The organism is Serratia sp. GW822-FHT06D09 (assembly GCF_058799515.1).
In genome coordinates this window covers 28,903-49,418 of sequence record NZ_JBXALO010000001.1, presented here as the reverse complement: position 1 = coordinate 49,418, position 20,516 = coordinate 28,903, and the positions used below count along the sequence as shown (strand labels likewise).

Below are 20,516 nucleotides of genomic sequence, written 5' to 3'. Positions count from 1 at the left end.
AGGAGCAGCAACGATGAAAACATTAACCACGCTACTGTTCACCGCCCTGCTTTCGGTTCCTGTCGTTCAGGCCGCCAGTTTTGATTGCGCCAAAGCCGTCAGCGCCGACGAAAAGGCCATCTGCGCCAGCCGTACGCTGAGTGACAAAGACGTGGAAATGGCGACCAAGTACCAGTTTTTACATGGCCTGTTCGCCATGGGAGTGCGCGGTGAGATGCAAGACCAGCAACAGCGCTGGCTGGCGCAGCGGAAATTGTGCGGCAGCGACGTCAGTTGTCTCTCAGGCAGCTATCAGGCCCGTATTACCGAACTGGATGACATCTATCAGCATATCAATAAGCCGCTGTAAGGGACCTTTATGTTTAAACCGCACGTTACCGTTGCCTGCGTGGTTCACGCCGCCGGCAAGTTTTTGATCGTCGAAGAGACGATTAATAACAAGGCGCTCTGGAATCAGCCGGCCGGGCACCTTGAAGCCGACGAAACGCTGGTGCAGGCCGCCGAGCGCGAGCTGTGGGAAGAAACCGGCATCCGCGCCACGCCACAGTCATTCCTCAAGCTGCACCAGTGGATCGCACCGGACAATACGCCGTTTCTGCGCTTCTGCTTTGTCATCGAGCTCGAACAGCAGTTGCCGACCGAACCGCACGACAGCGATATCGACCGCTGTCTGTGGCTGAGCGCCGACGAGATTTTGCAGGCCCCTAACCTGCGATCCGCACTGGTCGCGGAAAGCCTTCGTTGTTACCAACAGCCGGAACGTTACCCGCTATCGCTGGTCAGCAGCTATAACTGGCCGTTCTGAGATGAATAAGTGCCGTGCGCCGGCGCAGGCAACGTGGTAAAATCCTGCGCTTGTTTTTTATCAGCACGGTTCGTGTTCAAGTTCGTGAGATCCCCATGTCAGACAACAGCCAGAAAAAAGTAATCGTCGGTATGTCCGGCGGCGTCGACTCTTCCGTTACTGCCTATCTGTTACAGCAACAGGGCTATCAGGTCGCTGGGCTGTTTATGAAGAACTGGGAAGAAGACGATGATGAAGAGTACTGCTCCGCAGCGACCGATTTGGCCGATGCACAGGCGGTATGCGACAAACTCGGCATCGAACTGCACACGGTGAACTTCGCGGCAGAGTACTGGGACAACGTCTTTGAACTGTTCCTGGAAGAGTACAAGGCCGGCCGCACGCCGAACCCGGACATCCTGTGCAATAAAGAAATCAAATTCAAAGCCTTCCTGGAATTCGCCGCCGAAGATCTGGGGGCCGATTTTATCGCCACAGGCCACTACGTGCGCCGCCAGGACGTTGACGGCAAAAGCCGCCTGCTGCGCGGTGTCGACGGCAATAAAGACCAAAGCTATTTCCTCTACACCCTGAGCCACGAGCAGGTTGCGCAAAGCCTGTTCCCGGTCGGTGAGCTGGAAAAACCGGAGGTGCGCCGCATCGCCGAACAGCTGGATCTGGTCACCGCCAAGAAAAAAGACTCCACTGGCATCTGCTTTATCGGCGAACGCAAGTTCCGCGACTTCCTTGGCCGCTACCTGCCTGCACAGCCGGGCCCGATTGTCAGCGTTGACGGCCAGACCGTCGGTGAACATCAGGGCCTGATGTACCACACCCTGGGCCAGCGTAAAGGGCTCGGCATCGGTGGTATGAAGGACAGCAGTGAAGATCCGTGGTACGTGGTGGACAAAGACGTCGCCAACAACGTGCTGGTGGTTGCCCAGGGGCATGAGCATCCGCGCCTGATGTCCGTCGGTCTGGTAGCGCAGCAGCTGCATTGGGTCGATCGCCTGCCGCTGAGCGGCCCCTTCCGCTGTACGGTAAAAACCCGTTATCGCCAGCAGGACATTCCGTGCACCGTTACCCCGCTTGACGAAGAGCGTATTGAAGTGCGTTTCGACGAGCCGGTCGCTGCCGTGACCCCAGGCCAGTCTGCCGTGTTCTATCAGGATGAAATCTGCCTCGGTGGCGGCATTATCGAACAGCGTTTACAGGAGTAATCGTGGCGAAGAATTATTATGACATTACGCTGGCCATGGCTGGAATCAGCCAGGCGGCGCTTATGGTTCAGCAGTTGGCGCACGAAGGCCAATGCGACCGTGAAGCTTTCCATACTTCGCTGAACAGCCTGCTGCAGATGGACCCCTCTTCCACGCTGGCGGTGTTCGGCGGGGAAGAGCGCAATTTGAAAGTCGGCCTCGAGACGCTGATGAGCGTGCTCAACGCCAACAATAAAGGGTTGGGTGCCGAACTGACCCGCTACACCATCAGCCTGATGGTGCTGGAGCGCAAGCTCAACGCCAACAAACAGGCGATGAACCAGCTTGGCGAACGTCTCGGCCAGCTTGAGCGCCAACTGGCGCATTTTGATCTGGAATCAGACACCATTATCAGCGCGCTGGCCGGCATTTATGTCGACGTGGTCAGCCCGCTCGGGCCGCGCATCCAGGTGACCGGCTCGCCGGCCATTCTGCAGAATCCGCAGGTGCAGGCCAAGGTTCGTGCCACGCTGCTGGCCGGCATCCGTGCCGCCGTACTGTGGCAACAGGTTGGCGGCAGCCGCCTGCAGTTAATGTTTTCCCGTAATCGTCTGTTTAAACAGGCGCAAAATATCGTTGCTCATTGTTAATCGATCCCAGGAGTTGCTACCGATGGAATTATCCTCACTGACCGCCGTCTCACCCGTTGATGGACGCTACGGTGATAAAGTCAGCGCACTGCGCGCCATTTTCAGCGAATACGGTCTGCTGAAATTCCGCGTGCAGGTTGAAGTACGTTGGCTGCAAAAACTGGCCACCTGTGCAGAAATCAAAGAAGTTCCGGCTTTTGACGCCGACGCAAACGCTTTCCTCGACAAGATCGTCGCGGAATTCAGCGAAGAAGACGCGCAGCGCATCAAGACCATCGAACGCACCACCAACCACGACGTCAAAGCGGTTGAGTATTTCCTGAAAGAAAAAGTGGACGCGATCCCTGCGCTGCAGGCGGTGTCCGAGTTTATCCACTTTGCCTGTACCTCAGAAGACATCAACAACCTGTCACATGCGCTGATGCTGCAAACTGCGCGTCAGGACGTGGTGCTGCCGTACTGGCGCAAAATCATCGATTCAATCAAGGGCCTGGCGCTGGAATACCGCGATATTCCGCTGCTGTCCCGTACCCACGGTCAGCCGGCAACCCCGTCAACCGTCGGTAAAGAATTCGCCAACGTGGCCTACCGTATGGAACGTCAGTTCCGTCAGCTGGAGCGCGTGGAGATCATGGGTAAAATCAACGGTGCGGTCGGCAACTATAACGCCCACATCGTGGCTTACCCGGAAGTGGACTGGCATGCGTTCAGCGAAGACTTCGTGACTTCACTGGGCATTACCTGGAACCCGTACACCACCCAAATCGAACCGCACGACTACATTGCCGAGCTGTTCGACTGCGTGGCCCGTTTCAACACCATTCTTATCGACTTCGACCGTGATATCTGGGGTTATATCGCCCTGAATCACTTTAAGCAGAAGACCATCGCCGGTGAGATCGGCTCTTCCACCATGCCGCACAAGGTCAACCCGATCGACTTCGAGAACTCCGAAGGCAACCTGGGCCTGTCTAACGCGGTGCTGGGCCACCTGGCCAGCAAACTGCCGGTATCTCGCTGGCAGCGCGACCTGACCGACTCCACCGTGCTGCGTAACCTGGGCGTGGGTCTGGGCTATGCGTTGATCGCCTATCAGGCGACCATGAAAGGCATCAGCAAGCTCGAAGTCAATCAGACACATCTGCTGGACGAGCTGGATCACAACTGGGAAGTCTTGGCCGAGCCGATCCAGACCGTGATGCGTCGTTACGGCATCGAAAAGCCGTATGAAAAGCTGAAAGAGCTGACCCGCGGCAAACGCGTGGATGCCGCCGGTATGCAGGCATTTATCGATGGCCTGGCACTGCCGGAAGAAGAAAAAACCCGCCTGAAAGCCATGACCCCGGCTAACTACATTGGCCGCGCGGCGACCATGGTCGATGAGCTGAAGTAAGCGTTTTGTTCCGATAGCAAAGAGGCGGCCTTTTGGCCGCCTCTTTTATTTCTGTGGCATAAAATCCTGCAGGCGTTTTATCTGCTGCCCTTGCGCATTGAAATTATCGGGACTCAACCACTGCTCGAATCCCGCCTTGATTGCCGGCCAACGGTCAGCGGTTATGGCAAACCAGTCGGTATCCCGAGTGCGGCCCTTGGTGACCACCGCATAGCGGAAAGTGCCCTCATGCAGAAAACCAAATCTCGCCGCCGCCTGTTTGGAGGGCGCGTTGTGACTGTCGCACTTCCATTCGCAACGGCGATAGCCCAAATCCTCAAACAGGTGCCGCAGCATCAGATAAATCGCCTCGGTGGCACTGGAGCGCTGTTTCATCGCCGGTGACCAGCTGACATGTCCAATCTCAGCCACGCCATTACCTTCATCGATGCGCATATAAGCTACCGTCCCGACCGGTGCCTGGCTGGCACCGTCGAACACCGTCAGATTCACCAGCGTAGCGTTCGCCTGCAAGTTGGTCAGGTGTTGCAACATCGCCGCAGAGCTTTCTGGTCGTTCTATCGATAAATAAGTCCAGTCCCGGTCATCAACCGCCTGCTGGAAAGCGCTGAACAACGCCGCATAATCCCGCTGCGGATCGAGTTGCTTCAGACAGCAAAAACGTCCGTTAAGCGTCTCGCCACCAGGGCGCTTCGCCGCCCGCCAATCGGATAATGGCTCGCCCACCGGCTGCCCAAACTGATTGATCACCATACACTTCCTCGCAGCCTGTCGTTAACGGGTATAGACGATAAACGAACTTCTCTTGCCAATCTTGTCGTACAGCGACCGCGCCGGGGCGTTATATTCCTGCGTCATCCAATAAACTCTGTCGCTGCCCTTCTCATCCGCCAACTGATAGGCCTGTTCGAAGAGTTTTTCGGACACTTTCTTGCCGCGGCCCGCCGGTGAAACGTAAAGATCTTCAATATAACAATAGCCAGCCGAGCTCCAGGTTGAAGGATGGAAAATAAGATGCATGAACCCCAGCAGGTTGCCGTTTCTATCTTCCGCCACCAGGCCGTAGACCTGTTGATCTTCGCATAAACGCTCGAAGGTATGATCGGTAACCTGCGCCGAGACGTCCGCACGGTAAAAATGGAGGTACCCCTGCCACAGTTCCAACCACTGCGGCTTATCGGCGTTTTGTATTTTACGTACTGCTGCTTCATGAGTTATTGGGAGCATGGTGCCTCTCTGGTATTAAGTAAGTGAACCCGCAGCCTTTAAGCCACCCTGAGGGTGATGGCGATCAAAGCGTCATCGGGGCTTTTCTGAGAAAAAATAACGTAATACCAGTAGGATACCTGCGCCATTGCGAACTGAATACAGACCAATTAATAACAGTGAACAGACCAATTTTGATGTGCAACCGCAGTCAGATCTCAGCCGGCAGCTCGCTGAAAATAGCAGCTAACTTTTTGATGAATCTTACAATCTCGTCTGGGGAATAAGCGGCAAAACCCAATACCAGCGCCCCTTCCGTGGGTTGCCCGGTATAAAAATCTATCAGGCCATAGACCTTTATCCCCTGCGCGGCGGCGGCCTGAATCAGGCGCCGTTCAGTTGCCGCGTCCGCCAACGGACAAACCAGTTGCAACCCGCCCTGCGGCAAACGTGGCTGAGTCCAGGTGCCAAGATGCTGATGAACCGCTGCATGCAAAATCTCCAGCCGCGCCTGATAGGTTTTGCGCATGTTCCTTAAATGTTCGGTATGGAAATCTTCATGGATAAATTTGAATAACGTCATTTGCGGCAATGCGGAAGTATAACCATCCTGGAATTGCTTGGCGGCGACCATGGGTTTAATCAGCTGCGGCGGAACGATAATAAAACCGATGCGTAACCCCGGGAATAACGTCTTGCTAAAGGTGCCGATATACAAGGTTCGCTGGTACTGATCCAGCCCCTGCAGCGATGCCCTGGTCAGGCCGTCGTAATTGAACTCGGAATCGTAATCGTCTTCAATAATCCAGGCTTTTTCACGTTGCGCCCAGGCCAACAGCTTTAACCTCCGGTCGATGCTGAGCGAATGCCCCAACGGATAATGATGTGAGGGCGTGATGTAAACGCCCCGCCCGCCCCCGTCTGCCCGTATCAATGCATCAATATCCAAACCGGATTGATCTACCCCAATCGGTTGGGCGAGTATCCCTGCCGACTGAACCAATTTTTTGGCCCCCTGGTAGCCCGGCTCTTCCACGAACACCCGGTCGCCAGGATTAAACAACACCTGCGTACACAGCGATAGCGCCTGCTGTGAACTGGTCACCACGATCACCTGCTCCGCGCTGGCCTTAACGCCCCTTTCGCGCCGCAAATAGTCAATGATCTCCTCCCGCAGTTCCACCAGCCCCTGAGGATCGGCATACCCCAGCAGGCGCTCGGCACCTTGTCGCACCGCCTGCCTTTCCAGCTGCAACCAGCTATCGATGGGAAACAGCCGCAAATCGGGTACGGAAGGGGTCAGCGAGTCGCTTCGACTGGTGTGCGGAGTGTGGGCTGCCAGCAGCAAGGAGCGGCCATGCACACTCAGTTCCGACTCCGCCAGTTGAGCGCTTTCGGCAGAGTTGTCAGTCAGCAGCTCGCGGCCAATCAGGGTATTTTGCTGGTAGCTGACAAAACTGCCGCGCCCCACCGCGCGGGCAATATAGCCTTCGGCCTCCAGTTGGGCATAAGTCAGCTCAACCGTATCGCGCGAAACCATCAGCCGGGCAGCCAGTACGCGGCTGGGCGGCAGTTTTGCCAGATAGTCCAACTCCCCCGCCGTCACCAGTTGCTTGATGGTCAGATGCAGCGCGGCTTTGCGCGTCATGCCTTGGCGTAGATGCCGACTAAAGGTGGCCAGGATGATATCCGGCCGGCTGTCACTACTGCTGTGCTTCATGCTGCTCCGGGTCGAAGGCCTGCCGAAGACAAACCTGCGGTATGTATGTTGATAGGTTGATCTAAATCAACTTAATTGTGAACAAAATGTTTTGAAACAGATCATCGATTGTTTGATTCAGTGCGCCAGTCCTACACTGAAACAACCATACCAGTAGCCTGCTACTTATATGGTTGTTTACTATTCGTTTACCCATCCCCGCCTGTTTACCGCTGCTGGAGAGCCGCGGCGTAGGCCGCTATTGCCTGCGCAGGCATTAATTGTGAAGCATGTTCAAGGTGGAATTATGTCACAACAGCACGACGCTACGCCGCCCAGGCGTAACTTTCTAAAAAAGACACTGGCGTTAATCCCGCTCGCCGCCGCAGGCAGCAGCATTATGGCACTGGAAGCCAAGGCGGCACCCGCCCCCGGCGTATCGAGCCACTATGTCCCGGTCTATTTCAACGGTGACGAATGGCGTTTTCTGCTGGCCGCCTGCGACCGGCTGATCCCGACGGACGCTAACGGCCCCGGCGCGGTGGATCAGGGCGTACCGGTATTTATCGACCGACAAATGGAAACGCCTTACGGCCACGGCGGACTGTGGTACATGCATCCGCCCTTCGTTCCCTCTCCGCCGGAACTGGGCTATCAGTCCAAGCTGACGCCGCGCGAGACTTACCGTATCGGTATCCGTGAAGTGAATGCGCACTGCCGTCGGCAGTTTCAAAAGGTGTTTGCCGAACTGGGCCACGCCGAGCAGGAACAGCTGCTGACGGCGCTGGAACATGGCCAATTGGACTCGGAAGCCCTGCCCGGCAAGGCGTTTTTCGACCAGTTGCTGACCAATACCAAAGAAGGCTATCTGGCCGATCCGCTGCATGGCGGTAACCAGACGTTAGCGTCCTGGAAACTGATTGGTTTCCCCGGCGCGCGCGCGGATTACACCGATTGGGTCAATCGCCCCAATCAGCCTTATCCCCTCGGCCCGGTCAGTATTTCAAGCAAAAGGAATGCCTAAATGAGCACAATTAAAAAACCACCGGTAGACGTGGTTATCGTCGGGTTTGGCTGGACCGGCGCCATAATGGGGATGGAATTGACCGAAAGCGGCCTGAGCGTGCTGGCGCTGGAACGCGGTGAGCAGCGAGAAACCTACCCGGACTTTGCCTATCCGCGCATTGCCGACGAACTGACCTACGGCATTCGCCTGAAACTGGCACAGGAAATGGCGCATGAGACGGTCACGGTGCGCCACACCCCGGCAGATTTTGCCGTGCCCTACCGCCAGCTCGGGTCTTTTCTGCCCGGTAACGGCGTCGGCGGTGCAGGCGTGCACTGGAACGGCATGCACTGGCGTGCCTTGCCATCCGACTTAAAGCTGCACACCACCCTCAATGAAAAGTACGGGGCCAAATGGATCCCGGAGGGCATGACGCTACAGGATTATCCGCTGAGTTATCAGGAACTGGAGCCTTACTTCGACAAGTTCGAAAAAGTGTGCGGCACTTCCGGTCGAGCCGGCAATCTGCAGGGAAATATCATCAAGGGAGGCAATCCGTTTGAAGGGCCACGAGCCAGCGAATACCCGACGCCGGCGCTGAAACAGCTCTATTCCGGCTCGCTGTTCGGCAAGGCCGCGGAATCACTGGGCTATCACCCGTTCGCCATCCCCGCCGCCAACTGCTCCGAGCCCTATACCAATCCCTACGGCGTGCAGCTGGGTCCCTGTAATTTTTGCGGCTACTGCGAGCGCTTCGGCTGCTTTATGTACTCCAAGGCTTCGCCGCAAACCACCATTTTGCCGGTACTGACCCAGCGCAAAAACTTTGAGCTGCGCACCCAGTCGCAGGTAATCAAAGTGAATCTGGACAGCACCGGCAAGAAAGCCACCGGCGTCACCTACATCAACGCCCAGGGGCAAGAGGTGGAACAACCGGCCGATCTGGTGATCCTCAGTGCTTTCCAACTGCATAACGTTCGCCTGCTGCTGTTGTCCGGCATTGGCAAACCTTACGATCCGGTGACCGGTGAAGGCGTGGTCGGCAAGAACTACGCCTATCAGATGAACAGCGGTATATCGCTGTTTTATGACCAGAATACCCACTTCAATCCGTTTATCGGCGCAGGCGCGGCCGGCACAGTGATCGACGATCTGAACGGCGAGAACTTCGATCATGCCGATTTGGGTTTTATCGGCGGTGCCTACATCTCGGCCACCCGCACCGGTGGCCGACCTATCCAGCAAATGATGCTGCCACCGGGTACGCCTGCCTGGGGCGGCGGCTGGAAACAGGGCATCAAGGATAACTACCCGCACTCAATGAGCATCGGCTCCGAAGGCTCGGTGATGCCGTACCGCGACTGCTATCTGGATCTCGACCCAACCTATAAGGACGGCTACGGCCTGCCGCTGTTACGCATGACGTTTGACTGGAAAGACAATGAAATCAAAATGACACAGCACATCACCAGCAAAATGGTGAATATCGCCAATGCCATGAACCCCAAACAGATAGCGGTTTCGGTGAAAAAAACCGGCGATCATTACGATGTGCGCCCCTACCAGTCGACTCACACCACCGGCGGTGCCATTACCGGTGACAACCCTGCCACCAGCGTGGTGAATAAATACCTGCAGTGTTGGGATGTACCTAATGTATTCGTCACCGGCGCCTGCGCCTTTCCGCAGAATCTGGCCTACAACCCCACCGGCATCGTCGGGGCGCTGGCCTATTATTCGGCCGAGGCGATCCGCACGCAGTATTTAAAAAGCCCCGGTCCGCTGGTTCAGGCCTGAAAGCATAAGGAGCTTCATATGAAAGGATTTACTCCCTCGCTGCTGGCGCTGTTGATGCTGGGCACCGCGACGGTACAGGCGGCCGATGACCCGCAATTGGCCGCCCGGCTCCTGCACGGCGAATATCTGGCGCGTGCCGGTGACTGCGCCGCCTGCCACACTGCCCCTGGGGGTGCCCCCTTTGCCGGCGGCCTCAAAATGACCACGCCAGTGGGGGCCATCTACTCCACTAACATCACCCCGGACAAACAGACTGGTATCGGCGAATACAGCCTGCAGGAGTTCAGCGACGCATTGCGCAAAGGTGTCGCCCGCGACGGCACCCGACTCTACCCGGCGATGCCCTATCCCTCTTTTGCCAAAATCAGCGATGAGGATGTGCGCGATCTGTACCTGTATTTCACCCATCAGGTTCACCCCGTGGCGCAACAGAATAAAGACAGCGATATTCCCTGGCCGCTGAATATGCGTTGGCCGCTGGCAATGTGGGATCTGGTGTTCCGAGAGGACGGAACTTACCAGCCGGATGCCACCCAAAGCGCCGAATGGAATCGTGGAGCCTATCTGGTGCAGGGGCTGGGCCACTGCGGAAGTTGTCATACGCCACGCGGTATTGGCTTCCAGGAGAAAGCGCTCAACCAAAGCGACAGCGCCTATCTGAGCGGCGGTACGCTGGAAGGCTGGCATGCCGCCAACCTGCGGGCGGATGCGGTAAGCGGTTTGGGCGGTTGGAACGCGGAAGATATCACCCGCTTTCTGAAAACCGGCCACAACAACCGATTTGCCGCTTTTGGCTCGATGGTTGACGTGGTTCAGGACAGCACGCAATACCTGAGTGATGAGGACTTACGCGCTATCGCCGGCTATCTGCAATCATTACAGGCAGATAATCAGGAGAAGCCATTGCTGCAAGACGGCAGCACGGCTGCTCTGCTGGCAAAAGGGGATGTCAGTCGCCCGGGCGCTCAAGCCTATCTGGATAATTGCGCCGCCTGCCACCACAGTGACGGTAAGGGCTACCGTGATACCTTCCCGCAGTTGGCACACAATCCGGCGCTGTTAAGCGATGATCCTTCCTCACTGATCAGCATTGTTATCAATGGTTCCCGTACCCCCATAACCGTTGGTGCCCCTACCGGGTTGACCATGCCGGACTTTGGCTGGCGGTTGAACGACCAGCAAATTGCCGAACTCGCGACTTTCGTACGCAGCAGTTGGGGCCATCATGCGCCACCAGTGACCGTCGCCGAGGTGCAGGAGATCCGTAAAAACAGCGTCAGCAAACCGACCCATCCTTAACATTTGCGGGCCCGGCATCCGGGTCCGGTTCTCTCATCGCAGCCTCTTCCGTTTAAGTTTGGTTTAACTTTCCCTCGCCATTGTTTATCCAACGTTTATTTGACCTTGTCGATAATGACAGCGAACTAAATATCGATAGCGCTTATTTCCTGCCAAGGTTCTGCGTCCCTTGCGGTAAGAGCCGGTTATACCTACCATAACGTCAAGATCACGATCGGATGGCTTAGGTTGTCGCACGCTATCCCTCACACGCTGCTGAGCGTGTTACCTTTACTGCGTGGGTGACAGGATGTTCACCCGCCGATCCACAGGAGTTCGCCATGCGAGTACTGGTTGTTGAAGATAACGGTTTATTACGCCACCACCTCTCCGTCCAGATGCGTGAAATGGGCCATCAGGTTGATGCGGCAGAGGATGCCAAAGAAGCCGATTATTTCCTGCAAGAGCATGCGCCTGACATCGCCATTGTCGATCTCGGCCTGCCGGGTGAAGACGGCCTGAGCCTGATCCGCCGCTGGCGCGCCCACCAGATGAAGCTGCCAATCCTGGTGCTGACCGCGCGTGAAAGCTGGCAGGACAAAGTGGCAGTGCTGGAAGCCGGTGCCGACGACTATGTAACCAAGCCGTTCCATCTGGAAGAAGTGATTGCCCGTATGCAGGCGCTGATGCGCCGTAACAGCGGTTTGGCCTCTCAGGTGATCGTATTGCCCCCGTTCCAAATCGACCTTTCGCGTCGCGAACTGAGCGTCAACGAACAGCAGATCAAACTGACTGCGTTCGAATACACCATCATCGAAACCTTAATCCGCAACGCCGGCAAGGTGGTCAGCAAAGACTCGCTGATGCTGCAGCTGTACCCGGATGCCGAACTGCGCGAGAGCCATACCATCGACGTACTGATGGGCCGTTTACGCAAAAAATTGCAGGCCGAATACCCTCAGGAAGTGATCACCACGGTTCGTGGTCAGGGCTATCGTTTTGATGCGAAATGATCGCCATGTTCAACAAGGGTAAAAAACCTTTCTCACTGCGCGCCCGCTTTTTGATGGCCACCGCTGGGGTGATCCTGGCGCTCTCGCTGTCCTATGGTCTGGTGGCGGTAGTCGGTTATATTGTCAGCTTCGACAAAACTGCCTTCCGCCTACTGCGCGGTGAAAGTAATCTGTTTTTCAGCCTGGCCCAGTGGAAAGATAACAAACTCACCATTGCCATTCCGCCCGATATCGATCTCAACTTCCCAACCCTGGTGTTTATTTACGACGATAAAGGCAATCTGCTGTGGAGCCAGCGCCAGGTACCCGAGCTGGAAAAACGCATCAATAAAGAGTGGCTGGAAGAGTCCGGCTTCTACGAAATCGATACCGATACCCGTATCAGTAGTGAAGTGTTAGGCAACAACCCCAAGGCGCAGGATCAGCTTAAAGACTATGACGACAACGACCAGAACGCCCTGACCCACTCAGTGGCGGTCAACACCTACGCGGCCACCGCGCGGCTGCCGGCTTTGAGTATCGTGGTGGTCGATACCATTCCGCAGGAATTACAGCGCTCCGACGTGGTATGGGAATGGTTCAGCTACGTGTTGCTGGCCAACCTGCTGTTGGTGGTCCCCTTGCTGTGGCTGGCGGCCTACTGGAGCTTGCGTCCCATCAAGGCGCTGGTGAATCAGGTTGGTGAGTTGGAAAACGGCGAGCGAGAACAACTCGACGAAAATCCCCCCAGCGAGCTGCGTGGGCTGGTACGTAACCTGAATATTCTGGTGCGCAACGAGCGCCAGCGTTACACCAAATACCGCACCACGCTTTCCGATCTGACCCACAGCCTGAAGACGCCGTTGGCGGTGTTGCAAACGACGCTGCGTTCATTACGTACCGGTAAGCAGACCACCATCGAGGAAGTTGAGCCGATCATGTTGGACCAGATCAGCCGTATTTCTCAGCAAATCGGTTACTACCTGCACCGGGCCAGCATCAATTCGGGGCAAACGGTTCTGACGCGCGAGATCCACTCGGTCCCGGCGCTGCTCGACAGCCTGAACGTGGCACTGAACAAGGTGTATCAGCGCAAAGGTGTGGTGATCACGCTGGATATTTCGCCGGAAGTGACCTTTATGGGGGAGAAAAACGACTTTATGGAAGTGATGGGCAACGTGTTGGAAAATGCCTGTAAATACTGCCTGGAGTTCGTTGAAATCACCTCCCTGCACTCCGACAAATACCTTACTATCGTCATTGATGACGACGGCCCCGGTATCCCGGAAAGCAAGCGTGAACTGATCTTCCAGCGCGGCCAGCGGGTAGATACGCTGCGCCCTGGACAAGGATTGGGATTGTCGGTGGCGGCGGAGATTATCGAACAGTACGACGGTTCCATTACCATCAGCGACAGCCCGCTTGGCGGCGCTCGCATGCAGGTCACTTTCGCCCGTCAGCACGATTCCCATCATCACGAGTAAATTCTGTCGCTCTGGCCCCGATCCACGGGGCCAAACTTCCGTTATAATCGCACTCAGGCTCACTCCTCTATCCTGGAATAGAACATGGATTATCAATTAGATCTGGACTGGAACGACTTTTTGCAGCGTTATTGGCAAAAGCGTCCGGTTATTCTGAAGCGCGGCTTCAAAAACTTTATCGATCCGATCTCCCCGGATGAGCTGGCCGGACTGGCGATGGAGAACGAAGTGGACAGCCGTCTGGTCAGCCACCAGGACGGTCGCTGGCAGGTTGCGCACGGCCCTTTCGAGAGCTTTGATCACCTGAGCGAAAACAACTGGTCGCTGCTGGTGCAGGCTGTGGATCACTGGCATGAACCTTCCAGTGCGCTGATGCTCCCGTTCCGTAAGCTGCCTGACTGGCGAATGGACGATCTGATGATCTCGTTCTCGGTCCCGGGTGGCGGCGTTGGCCCGCACCTCGATCAGTATGACGTCTTTATCATTCAGGGTACCGGCCGCCGTCGCTGGCGCGTGGGTGAAAAAGTGCCGATGAAACAGCACTGCCCGCACCCGGACCTGCTGCAGGTTGAGCCTTTCGACGCCATCATCGATGAAGAAATGGAACCGGGCGATATTCTGTATATCCCACCGGGCTTCCCGCATGAAGGCTACGCGCTGGAAAATGCGCTGAATTACTCGGTAGGTTTCCGCGCCCCGAACGGCCGCGAGTTGGTCAGTGGCTTTGCCGACTACGTGCTGGCCCGCGAACTGGGCAGTAAGCGCTACAGCGATCCGGATATTCAGTTGCGTGAGCATCCGGCAGAAGTGCTGCCGCAGGAAGTCGATGCGCTGCGCCAGATGATGGTGGATTTGGTTCAGCAACCTGAACACTTCCAGCAGTGGTTCGGCGAGTTTATCTCCCAGACCCGTCATGAGCTGGATGCTGCGCCGCCGGAGCCGCCTTATCAGGCCGGTGAAATCTACGAACTGCTGCAACAGGGCGAGCCTTTGCAGCGCCTGGGTGGCCTGCGCGTACTGCGCATTGGCGACCAGTGCTTTGCTAACGGTGAACTGATGGATACCGAGCATCAGCAGGCTGCCGATGCGATGTGCCAGAATTTCAGCGTGGATGCCGCCAAGCTGGGCGACGCGATCGAAGATCCTTCGTTCCTGGCACTGCTGACCTCGTTGGTCAACAGCGGTTACTGGTACTTCAAAGACTGAGGCATGGCCTTTAGCGACCAGAGCCACCCGCGTTTCGGCGGGTGGCTTTTTTATGCCCGCAACGCCCTGGTCTGATAACCGTCCAATTCGGCGTCCGACATGCCAGCCTGGATTGCCGCAGCACAGATCTGCCGCCAGGTGTTGTCGTCTATCGGGATCCCCTGCCGCAACCGCGCTTCACGGTTGGCATCTTCCCACTCACCCGGCACTTCAATCGGTTGGCCGTCACTTGGCGGTGAAGCCTTCACCCAATCGATAAAGGCCTCGGCCTCGGTTTGCATCTCTGGCGCGTCGAAGGCTTCCGGATTGAGGATGATGGTGGTCATGCAGTTGAAAATAGCATCGCTGTTGGATTTCACCGTCGCCGCATGAGTAGTGCGGCCACCGGACAGCGCACCGCCGAGGATTTCGCATAACGTGGCTAACGCATAACCCTTATGGGCACCGAAAGGCAGCAACGAGCCAAACGGCTGTTCGTGCATCACCTTGGGTTCCGTCGTTGGCTGGCCGTGTTCGTCAATCAGGTAACCCGGCGCGACGCTCAAACCTTTGTTGTAGGCCACGCGGGTTTTACCAAACGCGATGCCGCTGGTGGCAAAATCCAGCAGTAACGGTTTTTTATCTTTACGGGGAAAAATAACGCAGAAGGGGTTGGTGCCGAAACGACGGTCACTGCCGCCGAACGGTGCCACCATAGGATCGCCCACCACATTGACGAAATGGATAGAGATAAAACCGGCTCGCGCACACTGCTCGGCCCAGTGGCCAATGCGGCCAATGTGATGTGAGTTGTGCAACGCCACCGCAGCCAGCCCCAGCTGCCGGGCGCGCTCTATGCCTTTTTCCATCGCCTCACAGGCGACGACCTGACCAAAACCCTGTCCGCCGTCCACCGTCAGCACCGCTCCGGCATCGCGCACCACTTTGGCATGAACGTTAAGCTGCAAATGCCCCTGTGCCAATGACGACATATAGCTGGGGATCATGCCTACGCCGTGGGAATCGTGCCCGGCCAGATTCGCCTGAACCAGGTGATCCGCCACCCGCGCGGCCTCCTGCTCGGTACTGCCGGCGTGGCGCCAAATAGCCTGCACAAACTGCTCAAGACACTGGCGATCGATACGGTGCTCGGTACTGCTCATGATACGGCTCCTTGTGCTGGAAATATATCCTACACTAGGAGCAAATCATTGTTACGGCAAGCAATTATACTCAATCTCATCGAGGTTATTTGGCGCGTTCGGCGGTCAGCGCAGCGATGCGCATAATAACCGAAACCGCCTGTTCCATCCCTTCCAGCGACACAAACTCATGCTTGCAGTGGTAGTTATATCCGCCGGTGAACAGATTTGGGCAAGGCAAGCCGCGAAACGACAGCTGAGCACCGTCGGTACCGCCGCGAATCGGTTTCATGATCGGTTCGATATCACAATCACGCATTGCCTGCTGTGCCAATGCAATCACATGCGGATGCTCTGCCACCTGTTCCCGCATGTTGTAATAGCTGTCTTCAATCGTGACTTCAATATAACAATCGCGCGGCAGACCTTTGCCCACCTGTTGAGCGACCTCTATCATCCGGCGTTTACGTGCCTCAAAGCCCTCACGCTCAAAATCACGCAGGATGTACTGCATCTCGGCGCGTTCAACGCTCCCCTTAAAGCTGCTGAGGTGGTAGAACCCCTGATAGCCGCTGGTGGTTTCCGGGGTTTCATCCGCCGGTAACGCCTGCTGAATACGCGTCGCCAACGACAAGGCATTCACCATCACCCCTTTGGCGCTGCCCGGGTGGACATTGTTACCGACAATTTTCACCGTCACCGATGCTGCGTTGAAGTTTTCGCACTCCAACTCACCCACGCCGCCACCGTCCACGGTATAGGCCCATTCGGCATCGAACTGCGCCACGTCAAACAACCGCGCCCCTTTCCCCACCTCTTCATCCGGTGTAAAGGCTACGCGGATATCGCCGTGTGGAATGTTGCGCTGCTGCAGTCGCACCATGGCGGTCAGGATTTCGGCGATGCCCGCCTTGTCATCGGCACCGAGCAGCGTTTTACCGTCGGTGGTGATCAGCGTCTGCCCCAACATCTGGTGCAGGATCGGGAACATCACTGGCGACAGCACTTCATCACCAATGCCCAAGGCAATATCGCCGCCGCGGTAATTTTCGACGATCTGCGGGTTGACGTGCTTACCGGTAAAATCCGGTGAAGTATCCAGGTGGGAAATAAAGCCTATCGCCGGCACGGGCCAGGTAACGTTCCCCGGCAAGGTGCCCATCACGCAGCCATGCTCACTGAGCGACACCCGTTCAAACCCCAGTTCAATCATTTCCTGCTGCAACGCACGCGCCAGCTTCAATTGCCCGTCGGTGCTCGGCACATGTTTGACGTTCGCTTTAGATTGCGTGTCGAATGAGACGTAGTTAAAAAAGCGATCAAGTAGTTTATCCATGGTATCCGCCCTCAGAATTTCGCGTTTCATTATGCGGAACCGATCGAGATCAAATATTGAGACAGGTCATTTTTAACCAGATTTAACGGAAATCATTAATTCTTGTGGTGTTTGATATTTCGCCTCCTCCCTTGGTGTACCGTCCATCTTACCTTTCACTACCCCCCTTATGTGATCCTCTTCACGCCTGGTACCGGTTGTCAGTCATTGACCACCGGTACCTTTTTCCGGCGGCTGATTGCATCGCTAAATCATTCCACCTATAACTGGTTTAAGGCAGGGGTTGCCGCATTCAAAATCATTTTTATTTCGCCATACCAGGGAGTATTACCAGCAACGTCGTTATCCACTAAAATATAAAAAAGGAACTGCCATGAAAGATATTATTGATAATATCTTAAGCAAGCTGCAGGTTTTCTCCAAAGCCATGATGGGGCCAATATTCTTTCTGCCGGTAATTGGTCTGATTCTGGCATTAAGCTCTATTCTCACCAATGCCACGCTGGTGAATGAAAACTCCGGCGTATTTCATATCGGCAAAATGATCGGTGATACCTTTTGGCCGCTGTTTGGTAATCTCGGGCTGATTTTTTGCATCGGTATTACCTACGGTCTGGCGAAGGATAAAAAAAGCGAAGCGGCGCTGGTTGCCGTGATGTGCTTTATTATGTTCCTGGGCGCCAACTCATCCTATCTGCAATTAAGCGGTCACATAGCGCAGAAAATCAATGGGGAATATTACGGCACCGGGCAAACCGAACTGCTGGGCTTTACCGTGGTGGATATGGGCATTTTCCTCGGCCTGATCCTCGGTGTCACTATCGCCTGGGTGCACAACAGATTGTGTAACGTGGATCTGAACGGCGTACTTTCCGTCTATGGCGGTTCCAAGCTGGTGCTAATCGCCATGACGCCGGTGATCATGCTGTATGCCGTCGGTTTCAGCTACCTTTGGCCGGCCATTTCACACGGGCTGATTTCCCTGACCGGCTTTATGAAAAGCTCAGGTTCGCTCGGGGTCTTCGTCTATGGCTTTTTCGAAAAATTCCTGATCCCCACCGGTCTGCATCATTTTATCTGGTCGCCGTTTCAGTTGACCAGCATCGGCGGTTCAATTGTACAAGACGGCCATACGGTGTCGGGCTCGCAGGCCATTTTCCTCGCTTATATGCGCGACCCGAGCATCTCCCCGCTGATGAACGAGGCACTGCGCTTTTCGCAACAGGGCATGGTGACCATTTTCGGCCTGTCAGGCGCTGCGTTGGCGTTCTATCACACCGCCAAACCGGAGAAAAAAGTGCTGGCCAAGGCGATATTGATCCCGGCCATCACCACTTCCATTCTGGTAGGCATAACCGAACCGATAGAGTTCACCTTCCTGTTTATCTCACCGTTACTGTGGGTGATACACGCAGTGCTGACCGCGCTTTCGCAAGTTGCGTGTAACCTGTTCGACGTTCGACCCTGGGGTGCCAGCGGCCTGATCGAATTCCTGGTTTACAACCTGCCGTTACCGGTCGCCCTCACCCGCTGGCCGCTGTACGTGGTGATTGGTCTGGTGCAGTTCGCGGTGTATTACCTGGTGTTCAAAACCCTGGTGCTGAAGCTTAATTTAAAAACGCCGGGCCGTGAGGATGACGACGGGGTCAAGCTCTATTCCAAACAGGAGTATCAGAACAGCAAAAATACACCCAATGAGTTAAGCGGGATTATTATTCGCGCCCTGGGTGGCAAAGAAAACATTATTTCCGTCGACAACTGCTTCACCCGATTGCGCGTCGAACTAAAAGACATGCAATTAATTGATGAGGCCGCATTAAAAAGTACCGGAGCAAAAGGCGTGGTGAAAAGCCGGCGTGAAGTCCAGGTGATTTATGGTGTCACCGTCGGAAAAGTGAAGAGTCAGGTCGAAAAATATTTAGCAGCATTATAACTTTATTTATTGGGAGAAAATTCATGAAATTAACCGTTCTGGGCGGCGGTGGCGTACGCTCACCGTTCCTGGCCAAGTCCATTGCCTATAACGCCCACCGCATCGGCGTCACCGAAGTGGTGTTTATGGATACCGATCGGGAGAAATTGGCGGTCTACGGCGCCATCGCACAGGGTGTCTTCGAGCGTATCCGCAGCGACATCAGGTTCAGCCTGAGCAGCGACGCCCATCAGGCGCTGAGCGGAGCCGATTATATCATCACCACCCTGCGTATCGGCGGTGAAGAAGGCCGCATTCATGACGAACGTATCGCACTCAATCATCAGGTTCTGGGGCAAGAAACCACCGGTGCCGGCGGCTTTGCCATGGCGATGCGTTCTATTCCGGCCATAGTGGAATATTGTCGGCTCATAGAGCAGGTATCATCACCGGACGCGGTACTGTTCAACTTTACCAACCCTTCCGGCATGGTGACCGAAGCCATCATCAAATCCGGCTTCAAACGCAAGGTGTACGGCATATGCGACGCCCCCAGCGAGTTTATCCGTGAGCTGGCGGAACTGCTGGGCTGTCGTGAGTCCGAGCTTAGCGTCGACTGCTTTGGGCTAAATCACCTGTCATGGTTCCGCAATGTGCGGGTCAACGGTCTGGAGGTGAGCGAGCAACTGCTGGCCGATCCACGCCTGTACCGTGATACCTGCATGAAATATTTCTCGCCAGAGCTGGTCGCGCTGTCCGATAACCTGATGCTCAATGAGTATCTGTATTACTACTATTACCGGGAACAGGCGATCGCCGCCATCGTCGATGCCGGAGAAACCCGTGGCGAACAGATTGCGCTGATAAACCAGCAAATGCTGGCCGACCTTGCCAGGCTGGATATCGCCACGCAGCTGGATCAGGCTTTCAGCGTCTATTTCGCTCACTATCTGACGCGGGAAAACTCCTACATGCAGCGCGAATCCAGCCAGAGTAAAGTCAAAGAGCGTGAGATGCTGACGCTGCAGCAGTTTATCGAACAGCCTGACAGTGGCGGTTATGCCGGGGTGGCAATAGACATTTTGGAGGCGGTAAACAACGGCCAGCAAAAACGCGTGGTGGTGTCGATGCAGAACAACGGGACGCTCGACTTCCTGCACCCGGAAGACGTGATTGAAATCAGCTGCGAACTCAGCAACGCGGGCATTCATCCGGTAAAAATGAATGATATTCCCGACACCCAGAAAAACCTGATCTCCCAGGTCAAAGAGTACGAACGCCTGGCGGTTGCCGCCATTCTGGAAGGGGACCGTCAGAAGGCCATCAAGGCGCTGATGGTGCATCCGCTGGTCAACTCTTACTCGCTGGCAAAAACGCTGGTTGAAGAGTACCTGCAGGCTCACCACCAGTATGCCAAGCATTGGCATTAAGCAGGGCTGAAACGGCGCAGACC

Annotated in this window: 18 protein-coding genes; 13 read left to right on the top strand and 5 right to left on the bottom strand. The window is 55.7% G+C overall.

The window, feature by feature from the left end; translation table 11 throughout:
• Nucleotides 1-13: 13 nt before the first annotated feature.
• From AC1RKG_RS00220 to purB, 5 genes are all read left to right on the top strand, one after another.
• Entirely contained in the window at nucleotides 14-349 is a 336-nt protein-coding gene (locus tag AC1RKG_RS00220) for a lysozyme inhibitor LprI family protein (RefSeq protein ID WP_493181645.1), read from the top strand.
• 9 nt (nucleotides 350-358) lie between these two features.
• Nucleotides 359-805 carry an NUDIX hydrolase gene (locus AC1RKG_RS00215; RefSeq protein WP_048760698.1) on the top strand — a complete coding sequence of 149 codons (447 nt, stop codon included), beginning with the start codon at nucleotides 359-361 and terminating at the stop codon, nucleotides 803-805.
• A 95-nt stretch (nucleotides 806-900) separates the two neighbouring features.
• Nucleotides 901-2,004 (top strand): tRNA 2-thiouridine(34) synthase MnmA, encoded by a 1,104-nt coding sequence (mnmA, locus tag AC1RKG_RS00210; RefSeq protein WP_041415331.1) that lies wholly within the window; start codon nucleotides 901-903, stop codon nucleotides 2,002-2,004.
• Nucleotides 2,005-2,006: 2 nt separating this feature from the next.
• Complete coding sequence (gene hflD, locus AC1RKG_RS00205; protein WP_020826477.1) at nucleotides 2,007-2,633, top strand: high frequency lysogenization protein HflD; 627 nt, start codon at nucleotides 2,007-2,009, stop codon at nucleotides 2,631-2,633.
• Nucleotides 2,634-2,655: 22 nt separating this feature from the next.
• A complete protein-coding gene (purB, locus tag AC1RKG_RS00200; RefSeq protein ID WP_176983955.1) occupies nucleotides 2,656-4,026 on the top strand; it encodes an adenylosuccinate lyase in 1,371 nt (456 codons plus the stop codon).
• Nucleotides 4,027-4,071: 45 nt separating this feature from the next.
• Here the strand turns inward: purB and AC1RKG_RS00195 are convergent, their stop codons facing one another.
• The 3 genes from AC1RKG_RS00195 to pdxR form a co-directional block, all read right to left on the bottom strand.
• Nucleotides 4,072-4,779, bottom strand: coding sequence for a GNAT family N-acetyltransferase (locus AC1RKG_RS00195; RefSeq protein WP_493181643.1), 708 nt, complete (start codon nucleotides 4,777-4,779; stop codon nucleotides 4,072-4,074).
• A gap of 21 nt (nucleotides 4,780-4,800) precedes the next feature.
• Nucleotides 4,801-5,253 (bottom strand): GNAT family N-acetyltransferase, encoded by a 453-nt coding sequence (locus AC1RKG_RS00190; RefSeq protein ID WP_020826474.1) that lies wholly within the window; start codon nucleotides 5,251-5,253, stop codon nucleotides 4,801-4,803.
• A gap of 190 nt (nucleotides 5,254-5,443) precedes the next feature.
• Complete coding sequence (gene pdxR / locus AC1RKG_RS00185) at nucleotides 5,444-6,952, bottom strand: MocR-like pyridoxine biosynthesis transcription factor PdxR (protein WP_493181641.1); 1,509 nt, start codon at nucleotides 6,950-6,952, stop codon at nucleotides 5,444-5,446.
• A gap of 286 nt (nucleotides 6,953-7,238) precedes the next feature.
• On the opposite strand from pdxR, the gene AC1RKG_RS00180 reads away from it, so the two are divergent.
• The 6 genes from AC1RKG_RS00180 (at nucleotide 7,239) to AC1RKG_RS00155 (ending at nucleotide 14,694) form a co-directional block, all read left to right on the top strand.
• Nucleotides 7,239-7,955, top strand: a complete 717-nt coding sequence (locus AC1RKG_RS00180; RefSeq protein ID WP_046373814.1) for a gluconate 2-dehydrogenase subunit 3 family protein — start codon at nucleotides 7,239-7,241, stop codon at nucleotides 7,953-7,955.
• Complete coding sequence (locus tag AC1RKG_RS00175) at nucleotides 7,956-9,734, top strand: GMC family oxidoreductase (RefSeq protein ID WP_493181639.1); 1,779 nt, start codon at nucleotides 7,956-7,958, stop codon at nucleotides 9,732-9,734.
• 18 nt (nucleotides 9,735-9,752) lie between these two features.
• Complete coding sequence (locus AC1RKG_RS00170; RefSeq protein ID WP_493181638.1) at nucleotides 9,753-11,033, top strand: c-type cytochrome; 1,281 nt, start codon at nucleotides 9,753-9,755, stop codon at nucleotides 11,031-11,033.
• A gap of 320 nt (nucleotides 11,034-11,353) precedes the next feature.
• The gene (phoP, locus tag AC1RKG_RS00165) at nucleotides 11,354-12,025 is read left to right on the top strand and encodes a two-component system response regulator PhoP (protein ID WP_020826469.1); all 672 of its coding nucleotides are present in this window, start codon (nucleotides 11,354-11,356) and stop codon (nucleotides 12,023-12,025) included.
• Between the two features lie 5 nt (nucleotides 12,026-12,030).
• A complete protein-coding gene (gene phoQ / locus AC1RKG_RS00160; protein ID WP_041415330.1) occupies nucleotides 12,031-13,488 on the top strand; it encodes a two-component system sensor histidine kinase PhoQ in 1,458 nt (485 codons plus the stop codon).
• An 84-nt stretch (nucleotides 13,489-13,572) separates the two neighbouring features.
• Nucleotides 13,573-14,694, top strand: coding sequence for a ribosomal protein uL16 3-hydroxylase (locus AC1RKG_RS00155; protein ID WP_046373817.1), 1,122 nt, complete (start codon nucleotides 13,573-13,575; stop codon nucleotides 14,692-14,694).
• Between the two features lie 50 nt (nucleotides 14,695-14,744).
• Here the strand turns inward: AC1RKG_RS00155 and AC1RKG_RS00150 are convergent, their stop codons facing one another.
• A complete protein-coding gene (locus AC1RKG_RS00150) occupies nucleotides 14,745-15,836 on the bottom strand; it encodes a malate/lactate/ureidoglycolate dehydrogenase (RefSeq protein ID WP_187962743.1) in 1,092 nt (363 codons plus the stop codon).
• Nucleotides 15,837-15,921: 85 nt separating this feature from the next.
• Complete coding sequence (gene pepT / locus AC1RKG_RS00145; protein WP_493181635.1) at nucleotides 15,922-17,151, bottom strand: peptidase T; 1,230 nt, start codon at nucleotides 17,149-17,151, stop codon at nucleotides 15,922-15,924.
• A gap of 373 nt (nucleotides 17,152-17,524) precedes the next feature.
• Here pepT and AC1RKG_RS00140 point away from each other — a divergent pair, with 373 nt between their 5' ends.
• Entirely contained in the window at nucleotides 17,525-19,084 is a 1,560-nt protein-coding gene (locus AC1RKG_RS00140; RefSeq protein WP_493181634.1) for a PTS transporter subunit EIIC, read from the top strand.
• A gap of 23 nt (nucleotides 19,085-19,107) precedes the next feature.
• On the top strand, nucleotides 19,108-20,493 hold the full coding sequence (locus AC1RKG_RS00135; RefSeq protein WP_493181632.1) for a family 4 glycosyl hydrolase: 1,386 nt from the start codon (nucleotides 19,108-19,110) through the stop codon (nucleotides 20,491-20,493).
• Nucleotides 20,494-20,516: the final 23 nt, after the last annotated feature.

Coding starts and splice junctions, on each gene's coding strand:
- pepT (WP_493181635.1), bottom strand. CDS start 17,151: ATGGATAAACTACTTGATCGCTTTTTTAACTACGTCTCATTCGACACG.
- mnmA (WP_041415331.1), top strand. CDS start 901: ATGTCAGACAACAGCCAGAAAAAAGTAATCGTCGGTATGTCCGGCGGC.
- AC1RKG_RS00220 (WP_493181645.1), top strand. CDS start 14: ATGAAAACATTAACCACGCTACTGTTCACCGCCCTGCTTTCGGTTCCT.
- AC1RKG_RS00180 (WP_046373814.1), top strand. CDS start 7,239: ATGTCACAACAGCACGACGCTACGCCGCCCAGGCGTAACTTTCTAAAA.
- purB (WP_176983955.1), top strand. CDS start 2,656: ATGGAATTATCCTCACTGACCGCCGTCTCACCCGTTGATGGACGCTAC.
- AC1RKG_RS00170 (WP_493181638.1), top strand. CDS start 9,753: ATGAAAGGATTTACTCCCTCGCTGCTGGCGCTGTTGATGCTGGGCACC.
- pdxR (WP_493181641.1), bottom strand. CDS start 6,952: ATGAAGCACAGCAGTAGTGACAGCCGGCCGGATATCATCCTGGCCACC.
- AC1RKG_RS00175 (WP_493181639.1), top strand. CDS start 7,956: ATGAGCACAATTAAAAAACCACCGGTAGACGTGGTTATCGTCGGGTTT.
- AC1RKG_RS00155 (WP_046373817.1), top strand. CDS start 13,573: ATGGATTATCAATTAGATCTGGACTGGAACGACTTTTTGCAGCGTTAT.
- phoQ (WP_041415330.1), top strand. CDS start 12,031: ATGTTCAACAAGGGTAAAAAACCTTTCTCACTGCGCGCCCGCTTTTTG.
- AC1RKG_RS00150 (WP_187962743.1), bottom strand. CDS start 15,836: ATGAGCAGTACCGAGCACCGTATCGATCGCCAGTGTCTTGAGCAGTTT.
- AC1RKG_RS00135 (WP_493181632.1), top strand. CDS start 19,108: ATGAAATTAACCGTTCTGGGCGGCGGTGGCGTACGCTCACCGTTCCTG.
- AC1RKG_RS00140 (WP_493181634.1), top strand. CDS start 17,525: ATGAAAGATATTATTGATAATATCTTAAGCAAGCTGCAGGTTTTCTCC.
- AC1RKG_RS00215 (WP_048760698.1), top strand. CDS start 359: ATGTTTAAACCGCACGTTACCGTTGCCTGCGTGGTTCACGCCGCCGGC.
- AC1RKG_RS00190 (WP_020826474.1), bottom strand. CDS start 5,253: ATGCTCCCAATAACTCATGAAGCAGCAGTACGTAAAATACAAAACGCC.
- phoP (WP_020826469.1), top strand. CDS start 11,354: ATGCGAGTACTGGTTGTTGAAGATAACGGTTTATTACGCCACCACCTC.
- AC1RKG_RS00195 (WP_493181643.1), bottom strand. CDS start 4,779: ATGGTGATCAATCAGTTTGGGCAGCCGGTGGGCGAGCCATTATCCGAT.